General features: G+C 67.3%; 21 protein-coding genes and 1 pseudogene. 10 read left to right on the top strand and 12 right to left on the bottom strand.

The genetic code is table 11. The annotated features are described in order from the left end of the window. From AC5P8C_RS01330 to AC5P8C_RS01320, 3 genes and pseudogenes are all read left to right on the top strand, one after another. Positions 1-1,587: pseudogene (locus AC5P8C_RS01330) on the top strand (sensor histidine kinase). A gap of 71 nt (positions 1,588-1,658) precedes the next feature. Continuing rightward, positions 1,659-2,000 (top strand): type II toxin-antitoxin system prevent-host-death family antitoxin, encoded by a 342-nt coding sequence (locus tag AC5P8C_RS01325; protein ID WP_010485378.1) that lies wholly within the window; start codon positions 1,659-1,661, stop codon positions 1,998-2,000. Positions 2,001-2,003: 3 nt separating this feature from the next. Beyond that, a complete protein-coding gene (locus tag AC5P8C_RS01320; RefSeq protein WP_495218262.1) occupies positions 2,004-2,633 on the top strand; it encodes an ATPase in 630 nt (209 codons plus the stop codon). A 96-nt stretch (positions 2,634-2,729) separates the two neighbouring features. Here AC5P8C_RS01320 and proP read toward each other — a convergent pair whose 3' ends face one another. The 3 genes from proP to AC5P8C_RS01305 form a co-directional block, all read right to left on the bottom strand. After that, the gene (gene proP / locus AC5P8C_RS01315) at positions 2,730-4,217 is read right to left on the bottom strand and encodes a glycine betaine/L-proline transporter ProP (protein ID WP_019659841.1); all 1,488 of its coding nucleotides are present in this window, start codon (positions 4,215-4,217) and stop codon (positions 2,730-2,732) included. Between the two features lie 260 nt (positions 4,218-4,477). After that, positions 4,478-4,606 (bottom strand): hypothetical protein, encoded by a 129-nt coding sequence (locus AC5P8C_RS01310; protein WP_256202341.1) that lies wholly within the window; start codon positions 4,604-4,606, stop codon positions 4,478-4,480. Between the two features lie 85 nt (positions 4,607-4,691). Further along, positions 4,692-4,919 (bottom strand): hypothetical protein, encoded by a 228-nt coding sequence (locus AC5P8C_RS01305; protein WP_019337747.1) that lies wholly within the window; start codon positions 4,917-4,919, stop codon positions 4,692-4,694. A gap of 162 nt (positions 4,920-5,081) precedes the next feature. Here AC5P8C_RS01305 and AC5P8C_RS01300 point away from each other — a divergent pair, with 162 nt between their 5' ends. The 3 genes from AC5P8C_RS01300 (at position 5,082) to AC5P8C_RS01290 (ending at position 8,275) form a co-directional block, all read left to right on the top strand. Next, complete coding sequence (locus tag AC5P8C_RS01300; RefSeq protein WP_019337746.1) at positions 5,082-5,498, top strand: baeRF12 domain-containing protein; 417 nt, start codon at positions 5,082-5,084, stop codon at positions 5,496-5,498. A 5-nt stretch (positions 5,499-5,503) separates the two neighbouring features. Next, positions 5,504-5,827, top strand: coding sequence for a thioredoxin family protein (locus AC5P8C_RS01295; protein WP_495218261.1), 324 nt, complete (start codon positions 5,504-5,506; stop codon positions 5,825-5,827). Positions 5,828-5,923: 96 nt separating this feature from the next. Next, on the top strand, positions 5,924-8,275 hold the full coding sequence (locus AC5P8C_RS01290; RefSeq protein WP_019659839.1) for a GH92 family glycosyl hydrolase: 2,352 nt from the start codon (positions 5,924-5,926) through the stop codon (positions 8,273-8,275). Positions 8,276-8,418: 143 nt separating this feature from the next. On the opposite strand, the gene AC5P8C_RS01285 is transcribed toward AC5P8C_RS01290, so the two are convergent. Both AC5P8C_RS01285 and AC5P8C_RS01280 read right to left on the bottom strand, forming a co-directional pair. Beyond that, positions 8,419-9,792 (bottom strand): sensor histidine kinase, encoded by a 1,374-nt coding sequence (locus AC5P8C_RS01285; protein WP_019659838.1) that lies wholly within the window; start codon positions 9,790-9,792, stop codon positions 8,419-8,421. Next, entirely contained in the window at positions 9,785-10,459 is a 675-nt protein-coding gene (locus AC5P8C_RS01280) for a response regulator (RefSeq protein ID WP_019659837.1), read from the bottom strand. Before AC5P8C_RS01280 ends, AC5P8C_RS01285 begins: the two co-directional genes overlap by 8 nt. Positions 10,460-10,521: 62 nt before the next feature. On the opposite strand from AC5P8C_RS01280, the gene AC5P8C_RS01275 reads away from it, so the two are divergent. Genes AC5P8C_RS01275 through AC5P8C_RS01265 form a run of 3 tightly spaced genes read left to right on the top strand, consistent with a single transcriptional unit; the run spans position 10,522 to position 16,012 of the window. Continuing rightward, positions 10,522-11,769 carry a TolC family protein gene (locus AC5P8C_RS01275; RefSeq protein WP_495218260.1) on the top strand — a complete coding sequence of 416 codons (1,248 nt, stop codon included), beginning with the start codon at positions 10,522-10,524 and terminating at the stop codon, positions 11,767-11,769. Beyond that, a complete protein-coding gene (locus AC5P8C_RS01270) occupies positions 11,766-12,938 on the top strand; it encodes an efflux RND transporter periplasmic adaptor subunit (RefSeq protein ID WP_495218259.1) in 1,173 nt (390 codons plus the stop codon). Before AC5P8C_RS01275 ends, AC5P8C_RS01270 begins: the two co-directional genes overlap by 4 nt. After that, positions 12,935-16,012: an efflux RND transporter permease subunit gene (locus tag AC5P8C_RS01265; protein ID WP_019659834.1), complete on the top strand. Its 3,078-nt coding sequence runs from the start codon at positions 12,935-12,937 to the stop codon at positions 16,010-16,012. Before AC5P8C_RS01270 ends, AC5P8C_RS01265 begins: the two co-directional genes overlap by 4 nt. Before the next feature lie 117 nt (positions 16,013-16,129). Here AC5P8C_RS01265 and AC5P8C_RS01260 read toward each other — a convergent pair whose 3' ends face one another. Beyond that, on the bottom strand, positions 16,130-16,873 hold the full coding sequence (locus tag AC5P8C_RS01260; RefSeq protein WP_019337203.1) for an SDR family oxidoreductase: 744 nt from the start codon (positions 16,871-16,873) through the stop codon (positions 16,130-16,132). Between the two features lie 106 nt (positions 16,874-16,979). On the opposite strand from AC5P8C_RS01260, the gene AC5P8C_RS01255 reads away from it, so the two are divergent. Continuing rightward, positions 16,980-17,903 (top strand): LysR family transcriptional regulator, encoded by a 924-nt coding sequence (locus AC5P8C_RS01255; protein ID WP_392420875.1) that lies wholly within the window; start codon positions 16,980-16,982, stop codon positions 17,901-17,903. Here AC5P8C_RS01255 and AC5P8C_RS01250 read toward each other — a convergent pair. From AC5P8C_RS01250 to AC5P8C_RS01225, 6 genes are all read right to left on the bottom strand, one after another. Beyond that, positions 17,892-19,259, bottom strand: coding sequence for a heavy metal sensor histidine kinase (locus tag AC5P8C_RS01250; protein ID WP_495218258.1), 1,368 nt, complete (start codon positions 19,257-19,259; stop codon positions 17,892-17,894). The genes AC5P8C_RS01255 and AC5P8C_RS01250 overlap by 12 nt on opposite strands. Next, positions 19,256-19,954, bottom strand: a complete 699-nt coding sequence (locus AC5P8C_RS01245; protein ID WP_049455139.1) for a heavy metal response regulator transcription factor — start codon at positions 19,952-19,954, stop codon at positions 19,256-19,258. The genes AC5P8C_RS01250 and AC5P8C_RS01245 overlap by 4 nt, the downstream gene beginning before the upstream one ends. A 45-nt stretch (positions 19,955-19,999) precedes the next feature. After that, positions 20,000-20,884, bottom strand: a complete 885-nt coding sequence (gene copD / locus AC5P8C_RS01240; protein WP_495218257.1) for a copper homeostasis membrane protein CopD — start codon at positions 20,882-20,884, stop codon at positions 20,000-20,002. 10 nt (positions 20,885-20,894) lie between these two features. After that, entirely contained in the window at positions 20,895-21,272 is a 378-nt protein-coding gene (copC, locus tag AC5P8C_RS01235; RefSeq protein WP_495218256.1) for a copper homeostasis periplasmic binding protein CopC, read from the bottom strand. Positions 21,273-21,399: 127 nt separating this feature from the next. Continuing rightward, complete coding sequence (locus AC5P8C_RS01230; RefSeq protein WP_010485417.1) at positions 21,400-21,723, bottom strand: MoaF-related domain-containing protein; 324 nt, start codon at positions 21,721-21,723, stop codon at positions 21,400-21,402. Continuing rightward, complete coding sequence (locus AC5P8C_RS01225; protein ID WP_495218255.1) at positions 21,720-22,658, bottom strand: cyclase family protein; 939 nt, start codon at positions 22,656-22,658, stop codon at positions 21,720-21,722. The genes AC5P8C_RS01230 and AC5P8C_RS01225 overlap by 4 nt, the downstream gene beginning before the upstream one ends. Between the last annotated feature and the right edge of the window lie 18 nt (positions 22,659-22,676).

Here is a 22,676-nt window from a genome sequence, read left to right as displayed (position 1 = left end):
ATGTCGCGCCGTCCTGAAGGCATCCGCGCCACCGAGCTGTGTGGCGGCATGCCACCTGCAGCGCACCCGCACGGGCGCCACGATGGCATGGCTGCGCGGATCGCCCGCCATGACTGGTCATCCACGCCGCTGGGAGCGTATGAGCGGTGGCCGCCACACCTGCGCGCCACCGTCGACCTGATGCTGGCGCATGGTTTCCCGATGATCGTGCTGTGGGGCGAGCAGCTGGTGCAGCTCTACAACGATGGCTATGCCGAGATCCTGGCCGACAAGCATCCCGGCGGACTCGGCCAGCCGACCCGTGAATGCTGGCCCGAGGTGTGGCATATCAACGGGCCGATCTACCAGCGCGTCTGGCAGGGCGAAACCATCACTTACGAGGACAAACTCTATCCCCTCGCGCGCCGCGGGCGGTTGGAGGATGTGTGGTTCACCATTACCTACAGCCCCATCCGTGGCGAAGAGGGGCGCGTCAGCGGCGTGCTGGTCACCATGTTCGAGACGACGGCGGCGCATGTGGCCCAGTCGGCCCGCGAACGCGAAGAGCAGAAGCGGCGGGAGGCGGACCGCCGCCTGGCATTGGCCTTCAAGGTACTGCCGGTGGGCGTCTGCATCGTCGATGCCGAGGGGTGCCTGCAGCTCTCCAACGACCAGATGCGCACCTACCTTCCCACCGGCAAGGTGCCGTCCACGGATCTGCCCAACCACCACCGCTGGCAGGGATGGCACCCCGACGGCTCGCGCATCGAACCCAGGGATTTCGCCATAGCCAGGGCCTTGCGCGGTGAGACGGTAGTGCCCGGGCTGGAGTTCCAGTTCAAGCATGACGACGGGCGCGCGCGCTGGACCCGTGTGGCCGCCGCGCCGCTGCGCGATGCAGACGGCGAGGTGACGGGCGTATTCGCCATCGCTGTGGACATCGACGATCTCAAGCGTGCCACCGAGCGCCAATCGGTACTGCTGGCCGAACTGCAGCACCGGGTGCGCAACATCATGTCGACCATCCATGCCATTGCCTGGCGGACCCGTGAGTCGGTCAGCAGTGTGGATGATTACGCTGAACGGTTGTGCGGACGATTGATGTCGCTGGCGCGCACGCAGAGCCTGCTTACCCGTGGCGCCAATGCCGGGGTCTGCCTGCGTGGCATGCTCGATGAGGAGATCGCAGCGCAGACGCCGGTCACCGCCGCCTATCGCCTGCAGGGCGAGGATGTGCTGCTGCCACCGAAGGCGGCCGAAGTGCTGTCCCTGGCGATCCACGAATTGGCGACCAACGCCCTGCGGCATGGTGCGCTGACCCATGAGGATGGCCGGATCGACGTGTCCTGGCACCTGCAGGTGCAGGACGGACAGCCATGGCTGGGCCTGCACTGGTGTGAACGCCATGCCGCCGTGGAAGACTGGTAGCTGCCGCGCCAGCGCGGCCTGGGCCGTGCGCTGATCGAGCAGCGCGTGCCCTATGAGCTGGCCGGCAGTGGTGAACTGCACTTCGATCCGCAGGGGCTGGATGCCTGGATCCGCTTCCCACTGCGCGAGCGTGACAGCCTGCTGCAGACCGATGCGCCACAGACCGGCTCCGGCGCGTGAAACGGCATTTATATCCAATTTGGCCAAATTGGGTATAGTGGCCATTATCCACTTCTGCCTGGAGCCGTGCCATGACCCTGCCACTGGATCTGCCTGGACTTGAGAAGGCCCCGGCCTCGTCTGTGAAGACCAGGGGCTGGCCGAGCCTGATGCGTACCGTGCGTGAGAAGCAGGCGCTGGTCATCACCAACCACAACCACCCCGAAGCGGTGATCGTGGATATCCGCACCTACCAAGAGCTGTTGGCCAAGGCTGCCGGCAGCGATGCCGGTGAGCGCAGTGAAGAACTGCTGCGCCTGCGCGGCGAATTCGACCAGACTCTGGCTGGCCTGCAGCGCGGTGAGGGGCTGGGCAAGGTGCTGGGCCAGCCGATCCGCCGCGGCCGCAAGGTCACCCTCGGCCGTCCGCTCTGACCGATGGGGCGGATCCTGGTGCTGGCCGGCGTCAACGGCGCCGGCAAGAGTTCGCTGCTGGGAACCTGGCTGGAAGCCGAAGGGCTGGGCTGGTTCAACCCTGATTCGTTCACCCGCCGCCTGGTAGAGGCGGGCTGGCCGCTGCCCGACGCCAATGCCGAGGCCTGGCAGGAAGGCACCCGCCGCCTGCGCCAGGCCATGGCCGATGGCACGGACTTCGCCTTCGAGACCACGCTGGGCGGCAACACCATTCCGCGCCTGCTGCGCGAGGCCTGCGAGCACCATCACGTCGCGATCTGGTTCTGTGGCCTGGCCACGGTGGACCTGCACATTGCCCGTGTTGCAGCGCGGGTGGCCGCCGGCGGCCACGACATTCCGGTGGAGAAGATCCACGCCCGCTTCGATTCGGCGCGCGAGAACCTGCTGGAACTGCTGCCACACCTGGCCGAGCTGCATGTCTACGACAACAGCGCTCCCGCCGACGCCGACGGCTGCGTCGAGCCGCTGCCGGTGCTGGCGATGGCGCACGGCCAGCTGCAGTACCCGGTCTCGGTGGCCGAGCTGCTGCACACGCCGGACTGGGCCAAACCCATCGTGATGCGTGCGATGGGGTTAAACGCTGCGCGCGATTGAGGGCGCGTACGTTGTAGAGCCGAGCCCACGCTCGGCTGATCCCCCGAAAGGCAGCCGCGCGCGGGCTTGGCCGTACAACGCCGGCTTCGGCGAGCCTCAGGCCGGCTTTACCTGCTCAGGCTCCGCAGTCTCCGGTAGTGGCGGCAGGCTCGGGTCCACCGTCACCGGCACATCGCTCTTCAGCAGTGCGGCGGCTTCCTTGTCGCTGCCGACCGCCGGCGGTGAACCGCGCAGCGGCAGGCCAGCGGTCTCTTTCACGAACAGCATGGTGACCAGGCCGATCACTGCCGCGCCCATCAGGTAGTAGGCCGGCACCAGCGCATCACCGGTGCGCCCCACCAGCCACGCGGTCACCAGTGGCGTGGTGCCACCGAACAGCGACACCGACACGTTGAACGCGATCGACAGCGCGCTGTAGCGCACCGGGGTGTAGAACAGTGCCGGCAGCGTGGACGGCATCGAGCTGGTGAAGCACACCAGCGCCAGCCCCAGCAGCATCAGGCCGAGGAAGATCAGTCCGTCGTTGCCGCTGCCGATCAGCAGCAGGCAGGGTAGGGCCAGCACGAGCAGCGCGATGCAGGCACCGATGATCATCGGGCGACGGCCAAGCTTGTCACTGAACAATCCGCCGACAATGTTCAGCGGCATCATCACCAGCATCACGATGATGATCAGCAGCAGGCCCTTGCTCTCGGCATAGCCCATGGTGACGCTGAGGTAGCTGGGCATGTAGGTCAGCAGCATGTAGTCGGTCACGTTGAACACCAGCACCAGGCCCATGCAGACCAGCAACTGGCGGCCATGTATCTGGAACAGCGCGGCGAGCCCGGGCCGGTCGTGCTCGCGCTTCTCGGCTTCCTCGGCGAAGGCGCGGAAGGCCGGCGTTTCCTCCAGTTTCATGCGCATGTACAGGCCGAGCAGGCCCAGCGGCCCGGCCACCAGGAATGGAATGCGCCAGCCCCAGTCCAGCATCTGTTCGCTGCTCAACAGCATGTGCAGCGCGGTCACGGTTCCGGCGCCGGCGATGTAGCCGCCCAGCGTGCCGAACTCCAGCCAGCTGCCCATCAGGCCGCGGTTGCGGTCGGTGGAATACTCGGCGATGAAGGTGGCCGCACCGCCGTACTCGCCGCCGGTGGAGAACCCCTGCACCACACGTGCCAGCAGCAACAGCACCGGTGCCCAGATGCCGATGCGCTCGTAGGAGGGAATCAAGCCGATCGAGAACGTGCCCAGCGCCATCAGGATCATGGTGAACGCCAGCACTTTCTGGCGCCCATAACGGTCGCCGAGCGGGCCGAACACCAGGCCGCCGAGTGGACGCACCAGGAATGCCACGGTGAAGGTGGCGAAGGCGGCGATCACCTGTGCCGTGGGGTTGCTGGACGGGAAGAACACCTGGCCGATGGTGACGGCCAGATAGCCGTAGACACCGAAGTCGAACCACTCCATGGCATTGCCAAGTGCGGCGGCGCCCACGGCGCGCTTGAGCATGGGCTTGTCGACGACGGTGATCTCATCGACCTTCAGGTGGCGGCGGCGTTTGAACCAGCCGAAGTGGGCATGGGAATCGGGCGTGTCCTGCATAGGGGCTCCCTTGTAGGTATGGAATAGGGGAATGGGTGCTGTGGTGTGTCCCGGAAATCGGAAACGGCGATGCAGGCGCAAGTGGCGCAGGGGCATCGGAAGGCGGCGTGGGGGCCGGGGAATGTGTGCAGGCGCAACGCCACGCGCACGGCAAAGCACCGCCGCAGGGGCGGAGACGCGAAAACGGGATCACAGCGGCCGAGCAGTCAGCGGCCAGGTATCACATCAGCGTAGGGGTGCAGGCAGAGCGCCTGCGGGCGTCATCCGCCGGGATCCAGCGCGAGGCGATGGAAATGCAGGGCGGGAGCATTCGTGGCAAGCGAAGCGCCGGTCGGCAGTGCTTCCCACGTAACAGGTGCGCCCGTCACGTAGTGGGTCGTGTCGATCATCCGTTCATCATAACGGCATTGGCGTGAGCATGCAGCGAAGCAGGCTGATCTGCACGCTGTGTTCCACCTCGCCTGTTCAGAAGGCTCAGGCCGACTTCGCCACCAAACCGAACACCGTGCAGGCCATCGCCAAGGCGCCCGGCAGTGCCAGTTTCCGCGTGACCAGTGCGGCGCCGATCATGGTGAGCACCGAGAGCATGATGGCCAGGGCGAAGAACGGTTGGCCCTGCAGGAACTGGTGGATGCAACCGGCACAGCCGGCAATGGCCAGGCTGGTGGCAAAGCAGACGTGGAACAGTGAGCCAGCGTACACAGAGGTTCCTCGCGATGATGGAGGCCATAGCGGCAGGCAGGCGGACAAATTTAGCGCTGATTGCAGATTGCGATGACGGGATCACATCCTGTACCCGCTCTGGTGACATCGGCGTGCATAAGGTGGAGCGCACACCCACTTTTCGGATTGATGGAGGATGCAATGGCGCGGACGATTCCCGAGGGAACCCTGATCGTGGTAGCCGACGGTGGTTCGGCGCGGGTGTTCACCAACGTGGGCAGCAACCACCAGTTGACCCTGAAGCAGGAAGGCGAACTGCGCCTGCAGGACATCAGCGAGCAGGGTGTATCCGGGCAGGGGCCTGCGGGTGCCGTGCCGAAGGACATGTCGGTCTCGCAGCTCAATGAGGCCACGTTCGCCAAGCAGGTGGCCGAACAGCTCAACGAAGATGCCTTGAAGAACCGCTATGCGCACCTGGTGTTGATCGCCGACCCGACCACGCTGGGTCGCATTCGTCCGCTGCTGCATAAAGAGGTCCAGGCGCGATTGCTCGGGGATATTGCCAAGGATCTGACCAACGCGCCGCTGGAAGACATCCAGAAGGCACTGGCGGCGTAGCGCTCATGCCGTTCATGCGTGATCACCTTGCGAACGAGCCCACCTCTGCGGAGGTGGCGGCGCAGCCTGGCTGGCAGGCGCTGGAGTTCGGTGCGCCCTGGTGTGGTCATTGCCAGGCCGCGCAGCCCGCGTTGCAGGCCTTTGTCGAAGCGAACGATCTGCCGCATTGGAAGATCGAGGATGGCAAGGGAAGGCCATTGGGGCGAGCGTTCAAGGTGAAGCTGTGGCCGACGGTGGTGCTGCTGCGCGATGGAGAGGAGATCGCGCGGGTGGTAAGGCCGTTGGACAGCGCGGATCTCATGTCGTTGCAGAGCGCACTTCACGGTTGAAGAGTGAACCCGGTGCGGGCCACCGGGCAGTCGCACTGCAGCATGCGGCGTGACAGGCCGGGTGCTAGGATCCGGCTATCGCCTGAATCGATCCAAATGCCGATGCCCACGCTGGACCGTCGTCTCCTGATCGCTGTCGCCGCCACGGCGATGCTCGCTTCCGGCCTGGCGTCGGCCGCGCCCGCCAGAACCGCCGCCGACAAGGCCTATGCCTCGGTCGACCCGTTCATTGGTACGGGTGGTGAAGGCCACACGTACCCGGGTGCCACGGTGCCGTTCGGCATGGTCCAGCTCAGCCCGGACACACGCATCCAGCCACGCGAAAAGGCCTATGGCTGGGCAGCCGGCTACCGCTACGACGACAGCAGCATCGTCGGCTTCTCGCACACGCATTTTTCCGGCACTGGCCATTCCGATCTGGGCGACATCCTGCTGATGCCGTTCACCGGCAGTCCCGGCCTGGAGCGTGGCGATCCTGAGAAGCCGGGCAGCGGCTATGCCTCTCGCTTCCGCCATGACGATGAGAAGGCCGAGCCGGGCTACTACGCCGTCACCCTGGACGACTACAAGGTGCGCGCCGAGCTGACCACCAGTGCGCGCGTGGGCGTGCATCGCTACGCCTTCCCCAGGGGCGCCGACGCCAAGGTGCTGCTGGACATGCGCACCAGCATGTACGACTACCCGGGCAAGGTGCTGTGGTCGCGGGTGCGGGTGCGCGCCGATGGTACCGTGACCGGCTTCCGGGAGACGCGCGGCTGGGCGCCGGGTCGCCAGCTGTACTTCGCGATGCGTTTCTCGCGGCCGCTTTCCGGGCATGAGCTGCACAACACCGAGCAGGACATCGTCTACAAGGGCTTCCCGCCGCCGGGCGAGAAGGATCCAGCGCAGCGCGCACAGGTCGAGGGCCGCCAGCTGGTCGGTACCTTCGCATTCGGCAAGCTGGATGCACCGCTGGTGGTCAAGGTCGCGATCTCGCCGGTCAGCGAAGCCGGCGCCATTGCCAACCTCGACGCGGAAGTGGCCGACTTTGATTTCGATCGCGTGCGTGCGCAGGCGAAACAGGAATGGACGCAGGCGCTGTCGGTGCTCGATATCGATGCGCCCGAGCACGCCCGCCGCAGTGCCTATACCGCGCTGTACCACACCCTGCTGGGGCCGACGCTGTTCATGGATGCCGATGGCCAGTACCGCGGGCCGGACAATGCGGTGCACAAGGCGGATGGCTTCACGAACTACTCGACGTTCTCGCTGTGGGACACCTACCGCGCGCTGCATCCGTTGCTGACGCTGGTGCAGCCGGAGAAACGCAACAGCGACTTCGTCAATTCGATGCTGGCCCACCACGAGCACAGCCCCTACGGCATGCTGCCGGTGTGGTCGTTCCATGGCCTGGAAGACTGGTGCATGATCGGGTACCACGCCGTGCCGGTGATCGCCGACGCCTACGTGAAGGGCATTCGTGGCTTCGACGCCGACAAGGCATTGAAGGCGATGGTCGAGACTGCCAACTACGGCCCGTACGATGGCATCGCGCAGTACCGTGAGCTGGGATATGTGCCGATCGACGAGGAAGGCGAAGCGGCCAGCAAGACGCTGGAGTACGCCTTTGATGACTGGACCATCGCACGCATGGCGCAGGCGATGGGCAAGGCCGATGTCGCGGCGACCTTCGACAAGCGCGCGGCCAACTGGCGCAATGCGTTCGACAAGGACACCGGCTTCATGCGCGCGCGCAAGCGCGATGGGAGCTTCCGTACGCCGTTCGACCCCAGCGCCAGCGGCTATGGCACCGACTACACCGAGGGCAACGCCTGGCAGTACTCGTGGTACGTGCCGCAGGACGTCGCCGGCCTGGCGGCGGCGCACGGGGGCAGCGACAAGCTGCTCGCGCGCCTGGACGAGGTGTTCAACGCCAAGGTGGATCCATCGATCTTCGAGCACATGGAAGACATCACCGGCCTGATCGGCTGGTATGCGCACGGCAACGAGCCCAGCCACCACGTGGCCTACCTGTATTCGTACGCTGGCCAGCCGTGGCGCACCCAGGCGCGGTTGAAGCAGATCATGGACACCCAGTATGCCGACCGCCCCGATGGGCTGGCCGGCAACGATGATGTCGGCCAGATGTCGGCGTGGTACGTGTTCACCGCCTTGGGCTTCTATCCGGTGGCCCCGGGCTCGGGCGAGTACATCCTCGGCCGCCCGTTCCTGCCGAAGACCGCGATGCGCCTGCCGAACGGCAAGGCGTTCACCATCGTGGCCGATGGGCTGGATGACAGGCACACCTACGTCGGCAACGTGAGCCTCAACGGCAAGCCGCTGCAGCGCACCTTCCTGCGCCATGACGAGATCCTGGCAGGTGGCGAGCTGCGTTTCACCATGCAGGCCGAGCCGAACAAGGATTGGCCGGGGCAGGGCGCGCAGGCGCCCTATTCGATGAGCCGATGACGCGCACTCGGTAGGTGCCGACCTTGGTCGGCACGCTTCACGGGTGACCAGGAACCTGTAGAGCCGAGCCCATGCTCGGCCCAGGCATCGTGCCAGGAGCAGCCGAGCATGGGCTCGGCTCTACAAGGGCGGTTCAACAGCGCTCATCGGAACCGCAACCCCACCCGCGCACCGCCGATCGGGGCGGTATCAATCATCAAGGTCGCGCCATGCCGCTGCGCGATCTCGGCCACGATCGCCAGCCCCAGCCCGCAGCCGTCGCCCTCGCTGCTCGCCCGGTAGAAGCGTTCCGTGACGCGCGCGCGTTCGGCTTCGGCGATGCCTGTACCGTCATCGTCCACCCACACCTGCACGCCCTCGGCATCCCGCTGTAGTCCCAGGGTGATCACGCCGGGCACGGCGCCGTAGCGCAGCGCGTTGTCCAGCAGGTTGCCCAGTGCCTCGCGCAACAGCTGCGGATCGCCTTGTACCTGCACGCCATCGTCGGGTCCGTCGTAACCCAGGTCCACGCCCGCCGCCAATGCACGGTCGGCGTAGCGCTCGACCACGCCCCGTGCCAACGCGGCCAGATCCAGCGGCTGCAGCGGCAGTGCGCTGCCCTGTGGATCTTCCGATCGGCTGAGCATCAGCAGCTGGTTGACCAGGTGCTGCAGCCGCGCCAGCCCGGCCAGCGTGCCGGACAGCGCCAGTTGCTGGGCGTGCGGATCGTGCTGGCGCAATGAACTCTCAAGCTCCACCTGCATCGCTGCCAGCGGCGTGCGCAGCTGGTGCGCGGCATTGCTGACGAAGCGCCGCTGTGCATCCTGCATCGCGTCCAGGCGCTGCAGCAGCGCGTTGTAGGCCTCCACCGCCGGCCACAGTTCGCGCGGAGCTTCCTGCGCCGGATCCAGCGGCGCCAATGGATCCGGCCGCGGGCTGGCCAGCTTCCGCGCAACCAGGTTGGCATGGCGTGCGGCAGCGCCTGTACCGGACCAGGCCAGCCATGCCGCCAGTGCCAGGATCGCAGCCTGGAACGGAACGCTGGTCAGCAGCAGCTTGCGCTCCAGCCGGTGCCGCTTGCGCAGTGTCTCGGCCACGCGCAGCCGGATGTCATGACCCGGCCCGGCGCTGACCACCACTTCGACCATGCGCACGGCCTGCCCACGCAGCCGCGCATCATAGTAGACCGGGTCGTCGCTGCCGGCGGACATCGACGGGCGTGGCAATGCCTCGGGCAGGTCGCCATACAGGCGCCCACCCGCGGCGTCGACCACCTCGCCATGCACTTCGTCGGCGGTGTCCCAGGTGAACATGCGCGACACCGCCGGGGTGATCTCGATGGACGCGCGGCCGTCCTGCACCGTCACCAGCTCGGACAACGACATCGCCGAATCCAGCAGCCAGCGGTCGTAGACCTGGCCGGCGTAGAAGCGCGCCAAGGCGAATGAACCCACTGCGCTGCACAACAGCAGTACCAGCAGTGGCAGCCACAGGCGTCTCAGCAGCAGGCCACGCAGGCTGTGCACGCGCTCAGTCACCCACGGCCTCCAACCGGTATCCAAGCCCACGCAGCATGCGGATGCCGACGCCGGCGTGGGTCTGTTCCAGTTTGCGGCGCAGGCGGCTGACATGCACTTCGATCACCGACAGGTTGGCCTCGTGGTCCCAGCTGTACAGCGCGTCGAACAGGCGCTGCTTGGTAACCGTGCGGCCGGGATGCTGCATCAGTGCCTCGACCAGCGACAGCTCGCGCGCGGTCAGCTCGATGCGCTGACCGTCCACCTGCACTTCATTGCGGACGCTGTCGAAGCACAACCGGCCCAGCCGCTTCTGCGCCGGTGCATCGCTGCGGCGGCGCGACAGCGCACGCAGGCGCGCCTCCAGTTCTCCCAGGGCGAAGGGCTTGGCCAGGTAGTCGTCGCCACCGCGGTCGAGGCCGAGGATGCGGTCCTCCACACCATCGCGTGCGGTCAGGATCAGCACCGGCAGGGTGACGCCGTCGTTGCGCAGGCGTGAGAGCAGGTCCAGGCCATCGACGTCAGGCAATGAAAGGTCCAGCACCATCACGTCATACGGTGCGCTGGCCAGTGCCGCCGGCGCGTGCAGCCCACGCGAGAGGTGGTCGCACAGATGGCCGGCGCCCTGCAGGGCGCGGATCAGTCCATCGGCCAGCGCGGCGTCGTCTTCGATCAGCAGGATTCGCATTGCAAGCTTCGTGCAAGGTTGGGGCAAGTTTGGCGCAAGTGCATCACCTTACCGTGACGTGCATGAATTTCTCCCCTCGTTTTGCGGCCGTGCTGGCCACTCTTCTGTGCGCGCCCACCGCTTCGGCGCTGTCCCTGCAGGAAGCGCAGCGCGCCATGGAAGCACACAACCCGGACCTGCGTGCGGCGGCACTGGCGCTGCGCGGCGTGCAGGGCGATGTGCAGACGGCGGCGTTGCGCCCCGCCACCGAGTTGTCGATCGGCACCAGCAAGATCAGCCCCAAGCATGGCATCGGCTCCGGACGCTGGCAGGACAAGCGGGTGGACAGCACGCTGGGCCTGGGCTGGACCTGGGAGCGCGGTGGCAAGCGTGCGTTGCGTATCCGCCAGGCCGATGCACTGCTGGAAGTTGCGGGGCTGGAGATGCTCGATGCGCGGCGCCGCCAGCAGGTGGCGCTGCATGAAACCTATTTCGGCCTGAAGGGCGCCCAGGAGCGGGCGCAGATTGCCGAGGCCAACCGCCAGAGTTCGGCCGAACAGATGGCGGCGGCGGACAAGCAGGTGGCCACCGGGGCGATGGCGCCGGTGGATCGCGCGCGGCTGGCAGTGGACGACCTGGCGGTGGCCGATGCGGCGCGCGAGGCGGCCCTGGATCTGCGCGATGCACGGCATGCGCTGGGGCTGCTGCTCGGCCGCGACGACAGCCATGACCTCAGCGCCGATGATCCGTGGCCGGAGGCCAGCAGCGTGGCCAGCGTGCGTGCGTTCGATCCGCAGCAGCGTGCCGATCTGCGCGCGGCACGTTCGCGCCTGGCCGCGGCCGACGCCGGTGTGGCACTGGCGCGCAGTGAGCGCCACCGCGACATCCAGCTGGGTGTGGAGGCCGAGCGCGAGCCGGCTGACATCAGCGGCGTCACCTGGGGTGTGTCATTGACCATACCGCTCGGCGGCCCGTCACGTGCACGCGGCGCGATCCAGCGTGCCGAAGCCGACCGTGACAATGCCGCGCTGGAGCTGCAGGTGCTGCAGCGCGAAGCGCGTGCCGAACTGGACCAGTTGCAGGCCAGCGCGCAGTCCGCCGCGCAGCGCCGCAGCGACTACGAAGGACTGCAGTCCGACGCCGCACGCAGGGCGGTGCAGGGCATCGAGCTGGCCTACCGCCGCGGCGCCGCCAGCCTGACCGATCTGCTGGATGCGCGCCGCAGCTGGCGCGAGTTCGAGGCCGCGTTGATTGAAGCGCGTGCCGACCATGCCATTGCCCTGGCGCGCTGGGAAGCGGCCACATCCGTGGCTGAAGGAGAGTCCCGATGAAGTCCACCGTCGCTTATCGACCGCAGGCGCGACAGGCCGTGCTGCCGGCCTTGCTGGCGCTGGCCCTGCTGGGCGGCTGCGGCCGCGAACCGGCGTCGTATACCGAGGACGCGCCGAAGGTCAGTGCTGGCCAGATCCAGTTTCCTGCCGGTAGCCGCCAGCTGGACGTGCTACGCAGCGAGGCGGTCACCGCCGGCGCCAGCGCCAGCCTGCAGCTGCCGGGCCGGGTGGTCTGGGACGAGACGCGCTCCAGCGCGCTGCGTACGCCGTTGGCGGGGCAGGTGGCGCGTATCGAGGCACAGCCGGGGCAGAAAGTGAAGGCGGGCCAGGTGATCGCCTGGATCACTTCGCCCGAATTCGGCCAGGCCCAGGCGGAGGGCGTGCGCGGCCGTGCCCAGCTGCAGCAGGCGCGCAAGGAGCTGGAGCGCACCCGCGAGTTGCATGCGGCAGGTGTGGCGTCGGGCCGCGAACTGGACGAGGCCGAGGCCAATTTCGCCGGCAGCCAGGCCGATCACGCGCGTGCGACCGCCTTCGCCAAGGCCTATGGCAATGGCCAGCACGTCGATCAGCGCCTGCCGTTGCGCGCGCCGATCGATGGCGTGCTGGTGGAGCGGCGGATGAGCCCGGGCATGGCGGTCAGCCCCGACAGCGAACGGCCATTGGCGGTGATTGGCGATCCGGACCGCCTGTGGCTGCAGCTGGATGTACCGGAGGGCCTGGCCGGACGTTTGAAGGCGGGCATGCAGGTGAGCGTGCCCGGGGCCGATGGACAGCCGCTGCAGGCGACCCTGCAGCACGTTGATGACTTCGTCGACAGCGAACGCCGCGTGGTGCAGGCGCGCGCCGAGCTGGACAACCGCGCACGCGGTTTCAAGGCGGGGCAGTACGTGCGCGCCCAGGTGGCGTTGCCGGCCGAGGGCGGTGTCTCGCTGCCCTATGCGGCCGTGTTGTTGATCGACGGCAAGCAGGTGGTGTTCGTGGAGGAGGGCAAGGGCCGCTTCGTGCGCCGCGCCGTGCATGCCGAGGAGCTGGGCGATGGCCGGCTGTGGGTGCGTGAGGGCCTGGCCGCAGGCGCCAGGGTGGTGGTAGAAGGCGGCCTGCTGCTGCAGCAGCTGGCGGACAGCGCACCGGCCGCCGCCAGCACCGGCACGGGGCACGCCGCCCCATGATCGATCGCCTGATTGCCTACTGCCTGCGCCAGCCATTGATGGTGATGCTGGCACTGCTGCTGTTCATGGGTGCTGGCATTGCCGCGTTCCGCGTACTGCCGGTGGAAGCCTTCCCGGATGTATCCGACACCCAGGTGACCGTGGTGTCGCTGCACCCGGGCCGTGCCGCCGAAGAGGTCGAGCGCGAGGTGACGATGCCACTGGAAGTGGCGCTGTCCGGCATCCCGCATTCGGTGCGGGCGTTCTCGCATACGCAGTTCGGCCTGTCGATGATCATCCTGACCTTCGACGACAAGGCCGATGACTACTTCGCGCGCCAGCAGGTGCTGGAACGCCTGCAGGGCGTGGAACTGCCGGAAGGGGTAACGCCGGAACTGGAGGCGATGAGCTCGGCGGTAGGTGAGATCTACCGCTATGTGCTGAAAGGCCCGCACATGACGCCGACCCAGCTGCGCACCGTGCAGGAATGGACAATGGAACGCAGCCTGCGCACCGTGCCGGGCGTGGCCGATGTGATCAGCTTCGGTGGCTTCGCGCGCACCTTCCAGGTCAAGCCGGACCTGGACAAGCTGCGTGACCGTGGCATCAGCCTCGGTGAGTTCGCCGAGGCGCTGGAGAAGGGCAGCTCGAATGCGGGCGGCGGCTACGTGGAGCGTGGGCAGCAGCAGTTCCTGATCCGTGGCGTGGGCCTGATGCGTTCGCCGGCGGACATTGGCAATGTGGTGGTGGCGCAGCGCGGGGGCACGCCTATCCTGGTGCGCGACCTGGCCGGCATCGCCGACACCGGCCTGCCGCGCCAGGGCCTGGTCGGCCAGGACGACAACGACGATGCAGTGTTCGGCATGGTGCTGATGCGCAAGGGCGAGAACCCGTCCGACGTGCTCGACGCCCTGCATGCGCGCATCGCGGAGATCGAGGCCAACCAGTTGCCGGCCGGCGTCAGCATCGAGCCGTTCTACGACCGCTCGTGGCTGGTCACGACCACGCTGAAGACGGTCTTCCGCAACCTGCTGGAAGGCGCGGTGCTGGTGTTCCTGGTGCTGTGGCTGTTCCTGTACAACGCCCGGGCCGCGCTGATCGTTGCTGCGATGATGCCGCTGGCCCTGCTGTCGACCTTCCTCGGCCTGCATCTGTGGGGTGTGCCGGCCAACCTGCTGTCGCTGGGTGCGATGGACTTCGGCATCATCATCGATGGCGCGGTGATCGTGACCGAGCACATCGTCTCGCGATTGTCGAAGCTGCCCCCTGCGGCCGATCGTAAGACACGGTTCTCGACCGTTCTTTCAGCTGCATCGGAAGTGGGCCGGCCGACGTTCTTCTCGATGCTGATCATCATCGCGGCGCATATCCCGATCTTCACCCTGCAGCGCCAGGAAGGCCGCATGTTCGCGCCGATGGCGTACTCGGTGACCTCGGCATTGATCGGCGCGCTGATCCTGGCGCTGGCCGTGGTGCCGTTGTTCTGCTACTGGTGGCTGCGGCGCGACCGCATGCGCGACGGCAATCCGCTGATGGACCGCCTGACCGGCTGGTACCGGCCGGTCCTGGAGCGCGCACTGGCCCGCCCGCGTGCGGTGGTACTGACCGCAGTCGCGCTGCTGGTGGGCACGCTGGCGCTGGGCACCCGCCTGGGATCGGAGTTCCTGCCCGAGCTGGACGAAGGCTCGATCTGGCTGACCGCCACGCTAGACCCCAGCACCAGCCTGGCCGAAGCGCAGCAGCAGTCGCGGCGCATCCGCGAACTGGTCGGCACGTTCCCGCAGGTATCGACGGTGGTGGCCAAGCTGGGACGCCCGGAAGACGGCTCCGATGCCAAGGGCGCCAACCAGATCGAGGCGCTGGTGGCGTTGAAGCCGGAGAAGGAATGGCCGAAAGGCGTGGACAAGCGACAGCTGGTGAGCGACCTGCAGCGCACGCTGGAGCAGCGCATTCCGGGCCCCGAGTTCTCGATTTCGCAGCCGGTGCGCGACAACATCCTGGAGAGCATCTCGCAGATCAAGGGCCAGGTGGTGATCAAGGTCAGCGGCTCGGATCTGGACGTGTTGAACCAGCAGGCGCAGGCGATCCTCGGCCAGGTACGCGGCGTGGAGGGCGTGGAGAGCGCCTTCATCGACCGCGACGGGTCATTGCCGCAGCTGCAGATCGAGATCGACCGCGACCGCGCCGCGCGCTATGGCCTGAACGTACGCGACGTCGACGAAGTGATCGAGACCGCACTGGGCGGGCGCCAGGTCGGTGAACTGTGGGAGGGCGACCGCAGGTTCCCGATCACGCTGCGCCTGGACGACGCCGACCGCGACCTGCAGCGGCTGCGCACGGTGCCGGTGGGCATCGGCGATGGCCACACCGTGACGCTGGCCGACGTGGCCGACTTCCGCATGGCCAGCGGCGCGATCAACATCTCGCGCGAGAACGCACAGCGGGTAAAGGCGGTGAGCATCTTCATCGCCGGGCGTGACATGGGCAGTGTGGTGGCCGACATGCGCAAGCGCGTGGAGGCCAGCGTGCAGCTGCCGGAAGGCTACCGGCTGGAGTGGTCCGGCGAGTTCGAGAACCAGCAACGTGCGATGAAGCGTCTGGGATGGGTGATCCCGCTGTCGGTGCTGATCATCTTCGTACTGCTGTTCGATGCCTTCAAGGACGTCAGCAGCGCCGCACTGATCCTGGCCAACGTGCCACTGGCGATGATCGGCGGCATCCTCGCCCTGTGGTTGACTGGGATTCCACTGTCGGTGTCGGCGGCGATCGGCTTCATTGCATTGTTCGGGCAGGCGGTGCTGAACGGGGTGGTGATGCTCAGTCGCTTCGCGCAGCTGCGCGAGCAGGGCATGGACCTGCTGCAGTCGGTGGTACAGGGCTCGCTGCAGCGCCTGCGCACGGTGCTGATGACCGCACTGCTGGCGATGTTCGGCCTGCTGCCGATGGCCACCTCGCATGCGATCGGTGCCGAGACCCAGAAGCCGCTGGCGGTGGTGGTGATCGGCGGCCTGCTGTCGGCGATGCTGCTGACCCTGCTGGTACTGCCCACGTTGTACTACTGGGTGCATCGCCGCCGCGAGGCGCGCATCGCCTGACCTACCTGTAGAGCCGAGCCCATCCTCGGCTGCTTCTGGCCTTTGCGCGAAGAGCAGCCGAGCATGGGCTCGGCTCTACAAGGGCGTCGCGCCATGCGTGGATGCCACCTGTGCGGACTACACCATCCCGCCATTGGCGCGCAGCACCTGGCCGTTGATCCACCCGCCATCGGCACCAACCAGGAACGCCACCGCACCGGCGATGTCCTCCGGAGTACCCAATCGCTGCAGGGGGTTCATCTTCGCCAACCGCTCGATCAGTTCCGGTGACTTGCCGTCCAGGAACAGGTCGGTAGCGGTCGGGCCTGGGGCCACTGCGTTCACGGTGATGTTGCGCCCGCGCAGCTCCTTGCTGAGGATGGCGCCCATCGTCTCCACCGCTGCCTTGCTGGCCGCGTACACGCTGTAGTTCTCCAGCTTGATGCCGACCACGCTGGTGGACAAGGTGATCAGCCGGCCACCGTCGCGCACCCGTCGTGTGCTTTCGCGCAGCACGTTGAAGGCACCCTTGAGGTTGATGCCGATCACCCGCTCGAACAGGGCGTCGTCGGTGTCGGCGAGCGGCGCCAGCTGCAGCACGCCGGCGCTGTTGACCACCACGTCGATGCCGCCGAAACGCGCCTCGATGGCATCGAAAAGCTGCCGCACTGCCTGCGGATCGGCGACATCGGCCTGCAGCGCGATCGCCTGCGCGCCGGCTGCGTTGAGTTCGGCCGCCAAGGCTTCGGCGTCGTCGCGGCGGCCCGCATAGTTGATCGCGACCGCGTGGCCATCGGCGGCGAGCCGGCGGGAGATGGCGGCGCCGATGCCACGGGAGCCGCCGGTGACCAGGGCGACAGTGCGGGCGGGGGAGAGGGTCATGGTCGGTTCCAGCACAGCGCGCCGGAATGGCGCAGGGCCATCTTCGTCATCTCTCCCGCCCGGATAATCATGCATAATCCGCCAACATCATTCGGGTAGCCGAACAATGGACCGCTTCACGGCCATGCGCGCCTTCGTCCGTATCGTCGAGCGCCGCAGCTTCACCCGGGCCTCCGAGGACCTGGACCTGCCGCGGGCCACGGTGACCGATGCGATCAAGGCGCTGGAACAGCGGCTGGGCGTGCGCCTGCTGCACCGGACCACGCGGCTGGTGGTGCCGACGCTGGAAGGCGAGGCTTTCTATGGCCGTTGCCTGCGCCTGATCGCCGACATGGACGATGCCGAGGCCGCGTTCCGTGACGCGCCGCCACGCGGCCCGCTGCGTATCGAAGTGCATGGCACGCTGGGCCGGCACCTGCTGTTTCCGCACCTGCCGGAATTCCTGCAGCGCTACCCGGAGATCGAACTGGACATCAGCGAGGGTGACCGCTATGTCGACCTGCTGCGTGAAGGCGTGGATGCGGCGTTGCGGGTGGGGACGCTGGCCGATAGCGATCTGGCGGCGCGCCGGTTGACGATGCTGCGCGAGGTGACGGTGGCCTCGCCAAGCTATTTGCAGGTCAGGGGCGCGCCGGGCAGCATCGATGCCCTGCAGGACGGCCACCAGATGGTCGGCTATCGCTCCAGCGCCACCGGCCAGCTGATTCCGCTGGAGTTCCAGCAGGGCGGGCAGGTACGCTACGTGCCGCTGCCGGCGCGGGTGCGTGTGTCCGGTGCGGATGCGTTCCTCGGCGCCGCGCTGGCGGGCCTGGGCATCATCCAAGCGCCGCGCTACCGGATGGACCCGTATATCGCGCGCGGGCAGCTGGTGGAGCTGTTGCCGGACGCGCCGCCGACCCCAAGCCCGTTGAGCCTGGTCTACCCGCGCAACCGCACGCCGTCGCCGCGCTTGCGGGTGTTCATCGACTGGGTGGCCGGGGTGTTTGATCAGACCGGGGTTGCCGGCCAGCAGCCGGGACTACCGGGCTGAGGTGCTCGGCAGCACCAGCTCGAACAGGGTGCCGGTGTCATCCGAGACAACACTCACGCTGCCGCCGTGCGCCTGTGCGATCGCGCGTGTGATTGCCAGGCCCAGTCCGGCACCTTCTTGGCGGCCACGCTCGCCGCGGTAGAAACGATCGAACAGGCGCGGCAGCGCCTCGCTGGCGATCGGCGTGCCAAGGTTGTGCACGCTGACCCTGCACACGCCATCGGCCTCGACCAGCCGCACCCGCACTTCGCTGCCCACGGCTGCGTACTTCAACGCGTTGGACAGCAGGTTGGCAATCGCTCGGTGCAGCATCAAGCGGTTGCCTTCCACGCTCGCCACACCTTCGCGGCGCAGGGTCAACTGTCGGTCCTCGGCTAGAAGCTCGTAGAACTCCAGCAGCGAATCCACTACCGCATCCAGCGCCACTGGCTCGCGCGAGGGCAGTGCACCCGGCGCTTCGGCCTGCGCCAGGTACAGCAGGTCACCCACGGTCTGCGCCAGCTGCTGCAGTTCCTCGGCGCAGGACGCCAGCGTCTCGCGATAGGCCTCATTGCTGCGCGGGTGCGCAAGCACCACCTGCACCTGGGTCAGCATGTTGGTGATCGGTGTGCGCAGTTCATGGGCGAGATCACCGGAGAACTCGGTCAGCCGCGCGAAGTTCTGCTGCAGGCGCGCCAGCATGCCGTTGAGCGTCTGCGCCAGCTGCTCCAGTTCGGCCGGTGCGCTGCGTGCACTCAGTCGGCGCTGGAGCCGGCCGGCGGTGATCTGCCGGGCCTCATCGGCCAGCGTGCGCAGCGGCCGCAGCGTGCGCCGCACCACGTAGCCGCCGAGCAGGCTGCTGGCCGCGGCGGCGCCGATGATGGCGATCGCCAGCAGATGGCGGAAGCGCTGCAGGAAATCGGCGTGGCGGTCGTCATCGATGGCCAGCAGGGTGACCAGCTCGCTGCCGTCGGCCAGGGTCTGGCGCAGGTGCAGGGCATGCATGCAGCGACCATCGGCGAGGATCCAGTCGTGCCGCCGTGGCGCGGCGTCGATCGGCTGGCTGCGTGCATGCTCGCGCAGCAGTGCCGTTGCGGTCGAGAAGAGCACTGCGCCGCTCCCATCTACAATGTGGAAGGCGATATCCGGATGGTGGCCCAGTGCGTCCGCCAAGCGCTGCCCGCGTGCGGACGCAGGTCCGTTGCCGGCCAGGTCACGGATCAACGCAACCTTGTTCTCCAGTTCGCTGAAGTCCTGGGCCACCAGGTCGTGGCGGGCGCTGACATAGATCGCCACGCCCAATGCGGCCAGCACCAGCGTAGCCACGATGGCGAACAGCAGCGTCAGCCGTACCGCGATGGAGCGACGCAGGCTCATCCGCTGTGCAATGCACCGTCGTCCGGCGCCTCCAGCACATAGCCCATGCCGCGCACGGTGACGATCAGCTTGGCGTCGAAGTCATCGTCGATCTTCGCGCGCAGGCGGCGGATCGCCACGTCGATCACGTTGGTGTCGCTGTCGAAGTTCATGTCCCATACCTGCGAGGCGATCAACGAGCGCGGCAGCACTTCACCGCGTCGGCGCGCCAGCAGTTCCAGCAGGGTGTATTCCTTCTGGCTGAGGGCGATGCGCTGGCCGCCGCGTTCGACCCGGCGGCGCAGGGTATCCACCACCAGGTCGGCGATGACGATGCGCTCGGCCTGCGGCAATGCCTGGCCGCGGCGCAGCAGGGTACGCACGCGCGCCAGCAGTTCGGCGAAGGCGAACGGCTTGGCCAGGTAATCGTCGGCGCCCAGCTCCAGGCCCTGAACGCGGTCGGCGATGCTGCTGCGCGCGGTGAGGAACAGCACCGGCACCTGCCATCCGGCCTCGCGCAGTCGCGACAGCACGTTCCAGCCATCCAGGCCGGGCAGCATCACGTCGAGGATGACCAGCTGGTACTCGCCGCTGCCGGCCAGATGCAGCCCGTCGACGCCGTTGCAGACGAGATCGACCACGTAGCCGGCCTCGATCAGACCCTGGCGCAGGTAGTTGCCGGTCTTGGGTTCGTCTTCGACGATCAGCAGTTTCATGGTGTGCCCATCATCGCAGCTTGGGCCCGTGCTGGAACGGATGAGTCATGCCAATGGGTCCAGCATTCCGAGCACCGCGACGCAGGCCAGCACCAATACCGCCAGCACCGATTCGCAGGCCAGGCTGTGGCGAAGTGAGCGCAGCGGCCTGGGTTGCCAGCCGCCGCGGATGGAGCTGGCCAGCGCTGGTACCAGCCGCCAGCGATGCAGCGCGGCAAGCCCCAGCATGCCGCCCACCAGCGCCAGCTTGAGCAGCAGCCAACGCCCATGCGCGGCGCCGGTCAGGGTCTGTATGGAACCGCCGAGATCGACATAGGTGTAGGTGCCGGTCATCGCCAGCAGGGCGACGATGATCGTGCCCGGCACGGCGAAGCTGTGCGCGGCCTGCCACAGTTCGCGGGTACGTTCGTGCAGGCGCCGGCCCTGTGGACGCAGCGCCAGCTGCAGGATGGCGGCGATCGCGCCGACCCAGGCACCGGCGGCCAGCAGGTGCACGATGCCGGCCACCAGCCGCAAGGTGCCGCCGAATCCATCACCGGCGGCGGCGTGACCATTCCGGGCGAGGCTGGCCAGAGGTACCGCCGTGAGTATCAGCAACGCCAGACGGCGCAGGCCCTGCACCGGGCGATTGACTGCCAGCAGCGGCAGCATTGCCAGCAGGGCCAGGATGCGCAGCAGCCCTGCCTTACCCACCGGCGTACCGGTGAGGAACCAGTGCGCCGTTGCTGGGTCGATATCGGCTGCCGGGATGCCGAGCACGCCCGACAACCGGTTCACGGCATCGATGACGACCAGGATCAGCGCAACCACGGCGAGCGCCAGCGAGATGCCGCGTGGCAGCCCGGGGCGGACGAACAGCAGCCGCCCGAACAGCAGCATCAGTACCAGGTACAGCGCCAGCCGCAGCACATACGGCGAGAGCTCGGCCATGGCGGCAGCCTTACTTCACGGTGAAGCGGTAGCTGCCGGTCATCGGATGACTGTCCTGACCGACCGCGCGCCATTGCAGTGCGTAGCTGCCGGCGGGCAGCGACTTGGCGAAACGCGCGCGTAGCGTGTGGCCATCTTCGGAAACGTCCTGCGCGACGGTAGGCATGGCCATCTTCATGCGGCCATGGTTCATGCTCAGTTCGATGCGGGTGGCACGCGGCATCACCTTCTCACTGAACTGCAGCGTGATCTCGGTCGCCGGGGCTACGGTGGCGTCGGCGGCCGGCGTCGAACGCACCAGACTGGGATGGGCCAGCGCCAGCGGCGCAACCGCCAGACCGGACAGGAGAAGAGCAAGGGAGGCGGGGCGGAGCAGGGGACGGATCATGCGCGGAACGCCTGTGGCAGAAGTGGCCCCAAGAGTGGAGGGCAGCGCCTTTCGCTGCCCTGACCCGCACATTACCGATCTGTAATGTGCGGCCCACTAACAAGGTAGTGCCGGCCGCTGGCCGGCATCACAGCGCGTGCAGTGGCCCCTGCATGCGATGGAAACTGCCATCGGTGGCGGTGAACCAGGCCAGCGAATGCCCGCCCACGAAGTCATCGACATGCACGACCGTTGCGCCATCGGCTTCCTGCCACGAAATGACATAGACCCCTTCGCTGATCTGCTGCCACTCGCAGGCGGCTTCGCCCTGCGCACCGGCATAGGTGCCGGAGATGATGGCGTACTGCACGTGGCGGCCATCGGCGCTGTAGACATTGTCGGCAGCCAGGCCGTCATAGCGGACGCGGAAGCGACGGCCGGCGAACAATGGCAGGGCGGAGGCGGCGTTCATCGGATCGCCACCGGGTTGATGTTGACCTGGGTCGAGCCGACGTACAGCGGCTGGCCGAGCACGAACAGGAATTCCCAGGCCTTGTCGCGCACCAGCGCACGGCTGTCGATCAGCTCCAGGTTGTAGATGCCGCGCTTGGCCAGCATGTACTGGTTGATCGGGAACTCCTCGGCACCGTTCGGGTTCGGGTAGACCTCCGAGGCCCAGGTGTCGCCACCGAAGGCGACGATGCCCTGGTCGGCCAGCCACTTCGCCGCCTCCATGCCAATGCCCGGTTCCACTTCCAGGAACTGTTTGTCGTCCTTGCCGATCAGTTCCAGCCAGCCGGTGTTGAACAGCACCACGTCGCCCTTGCGCAGGCTCAGGCCCTGCTTCTTCAGCACGGCCTGGATGTCGGCCACGGTGAACTCGGTGCCGCCGGGCACGATCGCCTTGCCGTAGTACGCGCTCATGTCCAGCACGACGCCGCGGGTGACCATCGGCGGCACCTTCTCGACGCCGAGCTTGCGCACGCCGTCCACGGTGACGAAGTCGGCAGCCTTGTTGCCGTTGTAGTAGACGTTGTCGATGCCGATATTGCCGATGCCGTTGAGCTGGGTGCCAACGCCGGTCCAGGCGTTCACCAGTTCATCGTTGAAGGTGAACCTGTTGGGGCCCAGCGACTTGCCTGCCTGCTGGCCGACCTGCACGTTGTACAGGCGGAAGCTGCGGTGGCGGAACGCGGGCAGGTTCTTGTCCACCGGCACCGCCAGCGGATAGGTCTTGCCGGTCCTGACCAGCGATACCGCGTGCTTGACCACGTCCGCGGTCAGCAGGTTGGCCGCGCCGATCTCGTCGTTGGCGCCGTAGGCAGAGGGATGCCACTCCTCGGCGGTGGCCTGGAAGGACAGCGGCAGGGTGGCCAGCGCAAGCGCGGCCAGGGTCTTGATCTTCATGGCAAAGCTCCGATAACT

The organism is Stenotrophomonas sp. YJH_SMC_46, assembly GCF_059370315.1.
Note: the sequence above shows the minus strand (reverse complement) of the source record. Positions and strands in the feature narration are given on the sequence as shown.

Bases quoted from the DNA above. Each gene is read 5' to 3' on its own strand.
- AC5P8C_RS01325 (WP_010485378.1), top strand. From the start codon at position 1,659: ATGACCCTGCCACTGGATCTGCCTGGACTTGAGAAGGCCCCGGCCTCG.
- AC5P8C_RS01320 (WP_495218262.1), top strand. From the start codon at position 2,004: ATGGGGCGGATCCTGGTGCTGGCCGGCGTCAACGGCGCCGGCAAGAGT.
- proP (WP_019659841.1), bottom strand. From the start codon at position 4,217: ATGCAGGACACGCCCGATTCCCATGCCCACTTCGGCTGGTTCAAACGC.
- AC5P8C_RS01310 (WP_256202341.1), bottom strand. From the start codon at position 4,606: ATGATCGACACGACCCACTACGTGACGGGCGCACCTGTTACGTGGGAA.
- AC5P8C_RS01300 (WP_019337746.1), top strand. From the start codon at position 5,082: ATGGCGCGGACGATTCCCGAGGGAACCCTGATCGTGGTAGCCGACGGT.
- AC5P8C_RS01295 (WP_495218261.1), top strand. From the start codon at position 5,504: ATGCCGTTCATGCGTGATCACCTTGCGAACGAGCCCACCTCTGCGGAG.
- AC5P8C_RS01290 (WP_019659839.1), top strand. From the start codon at position 5,924: ATGCCGATGCCCACGCTGGACCGTCGTCTCCTGATCGCTGTCGCCGCC.
- AC5P8C_RS01280 (WP_019659837.1), bottom strand. From the start codon at position 10,459: ATGCGAATCCTGCTGATCGAAGACGACGCCGCGCTGGCCGATGGACTG.
- AC5P8C_RS01275 (WP_495218260.1), top strand. From the start codon at position 10,522: ATGAATTTCTCCCCTCGTTTTGCGGCCGTGCTGGCCACTCTTCTGTGC.
- AC5P8C_RS01270 (WP_495218259.1), top strand. From the start codon at position 11,766: ATGAAGTCCACCGTCGCTTATCGACCGCAGGCGCGACAGGCCGTGCTG.
- AC5P8C_RS01265 (WP_019659834.1), top strand. From the start codon at position 12,935: ATGATCGATCGCCTGATTGCCTACTGCCTGCGCCAGCCATTGATGGTG.
- AC5P8C_RS01260 (WP_019337203.1), bottom strand. From the start codon at position 16,873: ATGACCCTCTCCCCCGCCCGCACTGTCGCCCTGGTCACCGGCGGCTCC.
- AC5P8C_RS01255 (WP_392420875.1), top strand. From the start codon at position 16,980: ATGGACCGCTTCACGGCCATGCGCGCCTTCGTCCGTATCGTCGAGCGC.
- AC5P8C_RS01250 (WP_495218258.1), bottom strand. From the start codon at position 19,259: ATGAGCCTGCGTCGCTCCATCGCGGTACGGCTGACGCTGCTGTTCGCC.
- AC5P8C_RS01245 (WP_049455139.1), bottom strand. From the start codon at position 19,954: ATGAAACTGCTGATCGTCGAAGACGAACCCAAGACCGGCAACTACCTG.
- copD (WP_495218257.1), bottom strand. From the start codon at position 20,884: ATGGCCGAGCTCTCGCCGTATGTGCTGCGGCTGGCGCTGTACCTGGTA.
- copC (WP_495218256.1), bottom strand. From the start codon at position 21,272: ATGATCCGTCCCCTGCTCCGCCCCGCCTCCCTTGCTCTTCTCCTGTCC.
- AC5P8C_RS01230 (WP_010485417.1), bottom strand. From the start codon at position 21,723: ATGAACGCCGCCTCCGCCCTGCCATTGTTCGCCGGCCGTCGCTTCCGC.
- AC5P8C_RS01225 (WP_495218255.1), bottom strand. From the start codon at position 22,658: ATGAAGATCAAGACCCTGGCCGCGCTTGCGCTGGCCACCCTGCCGCTG.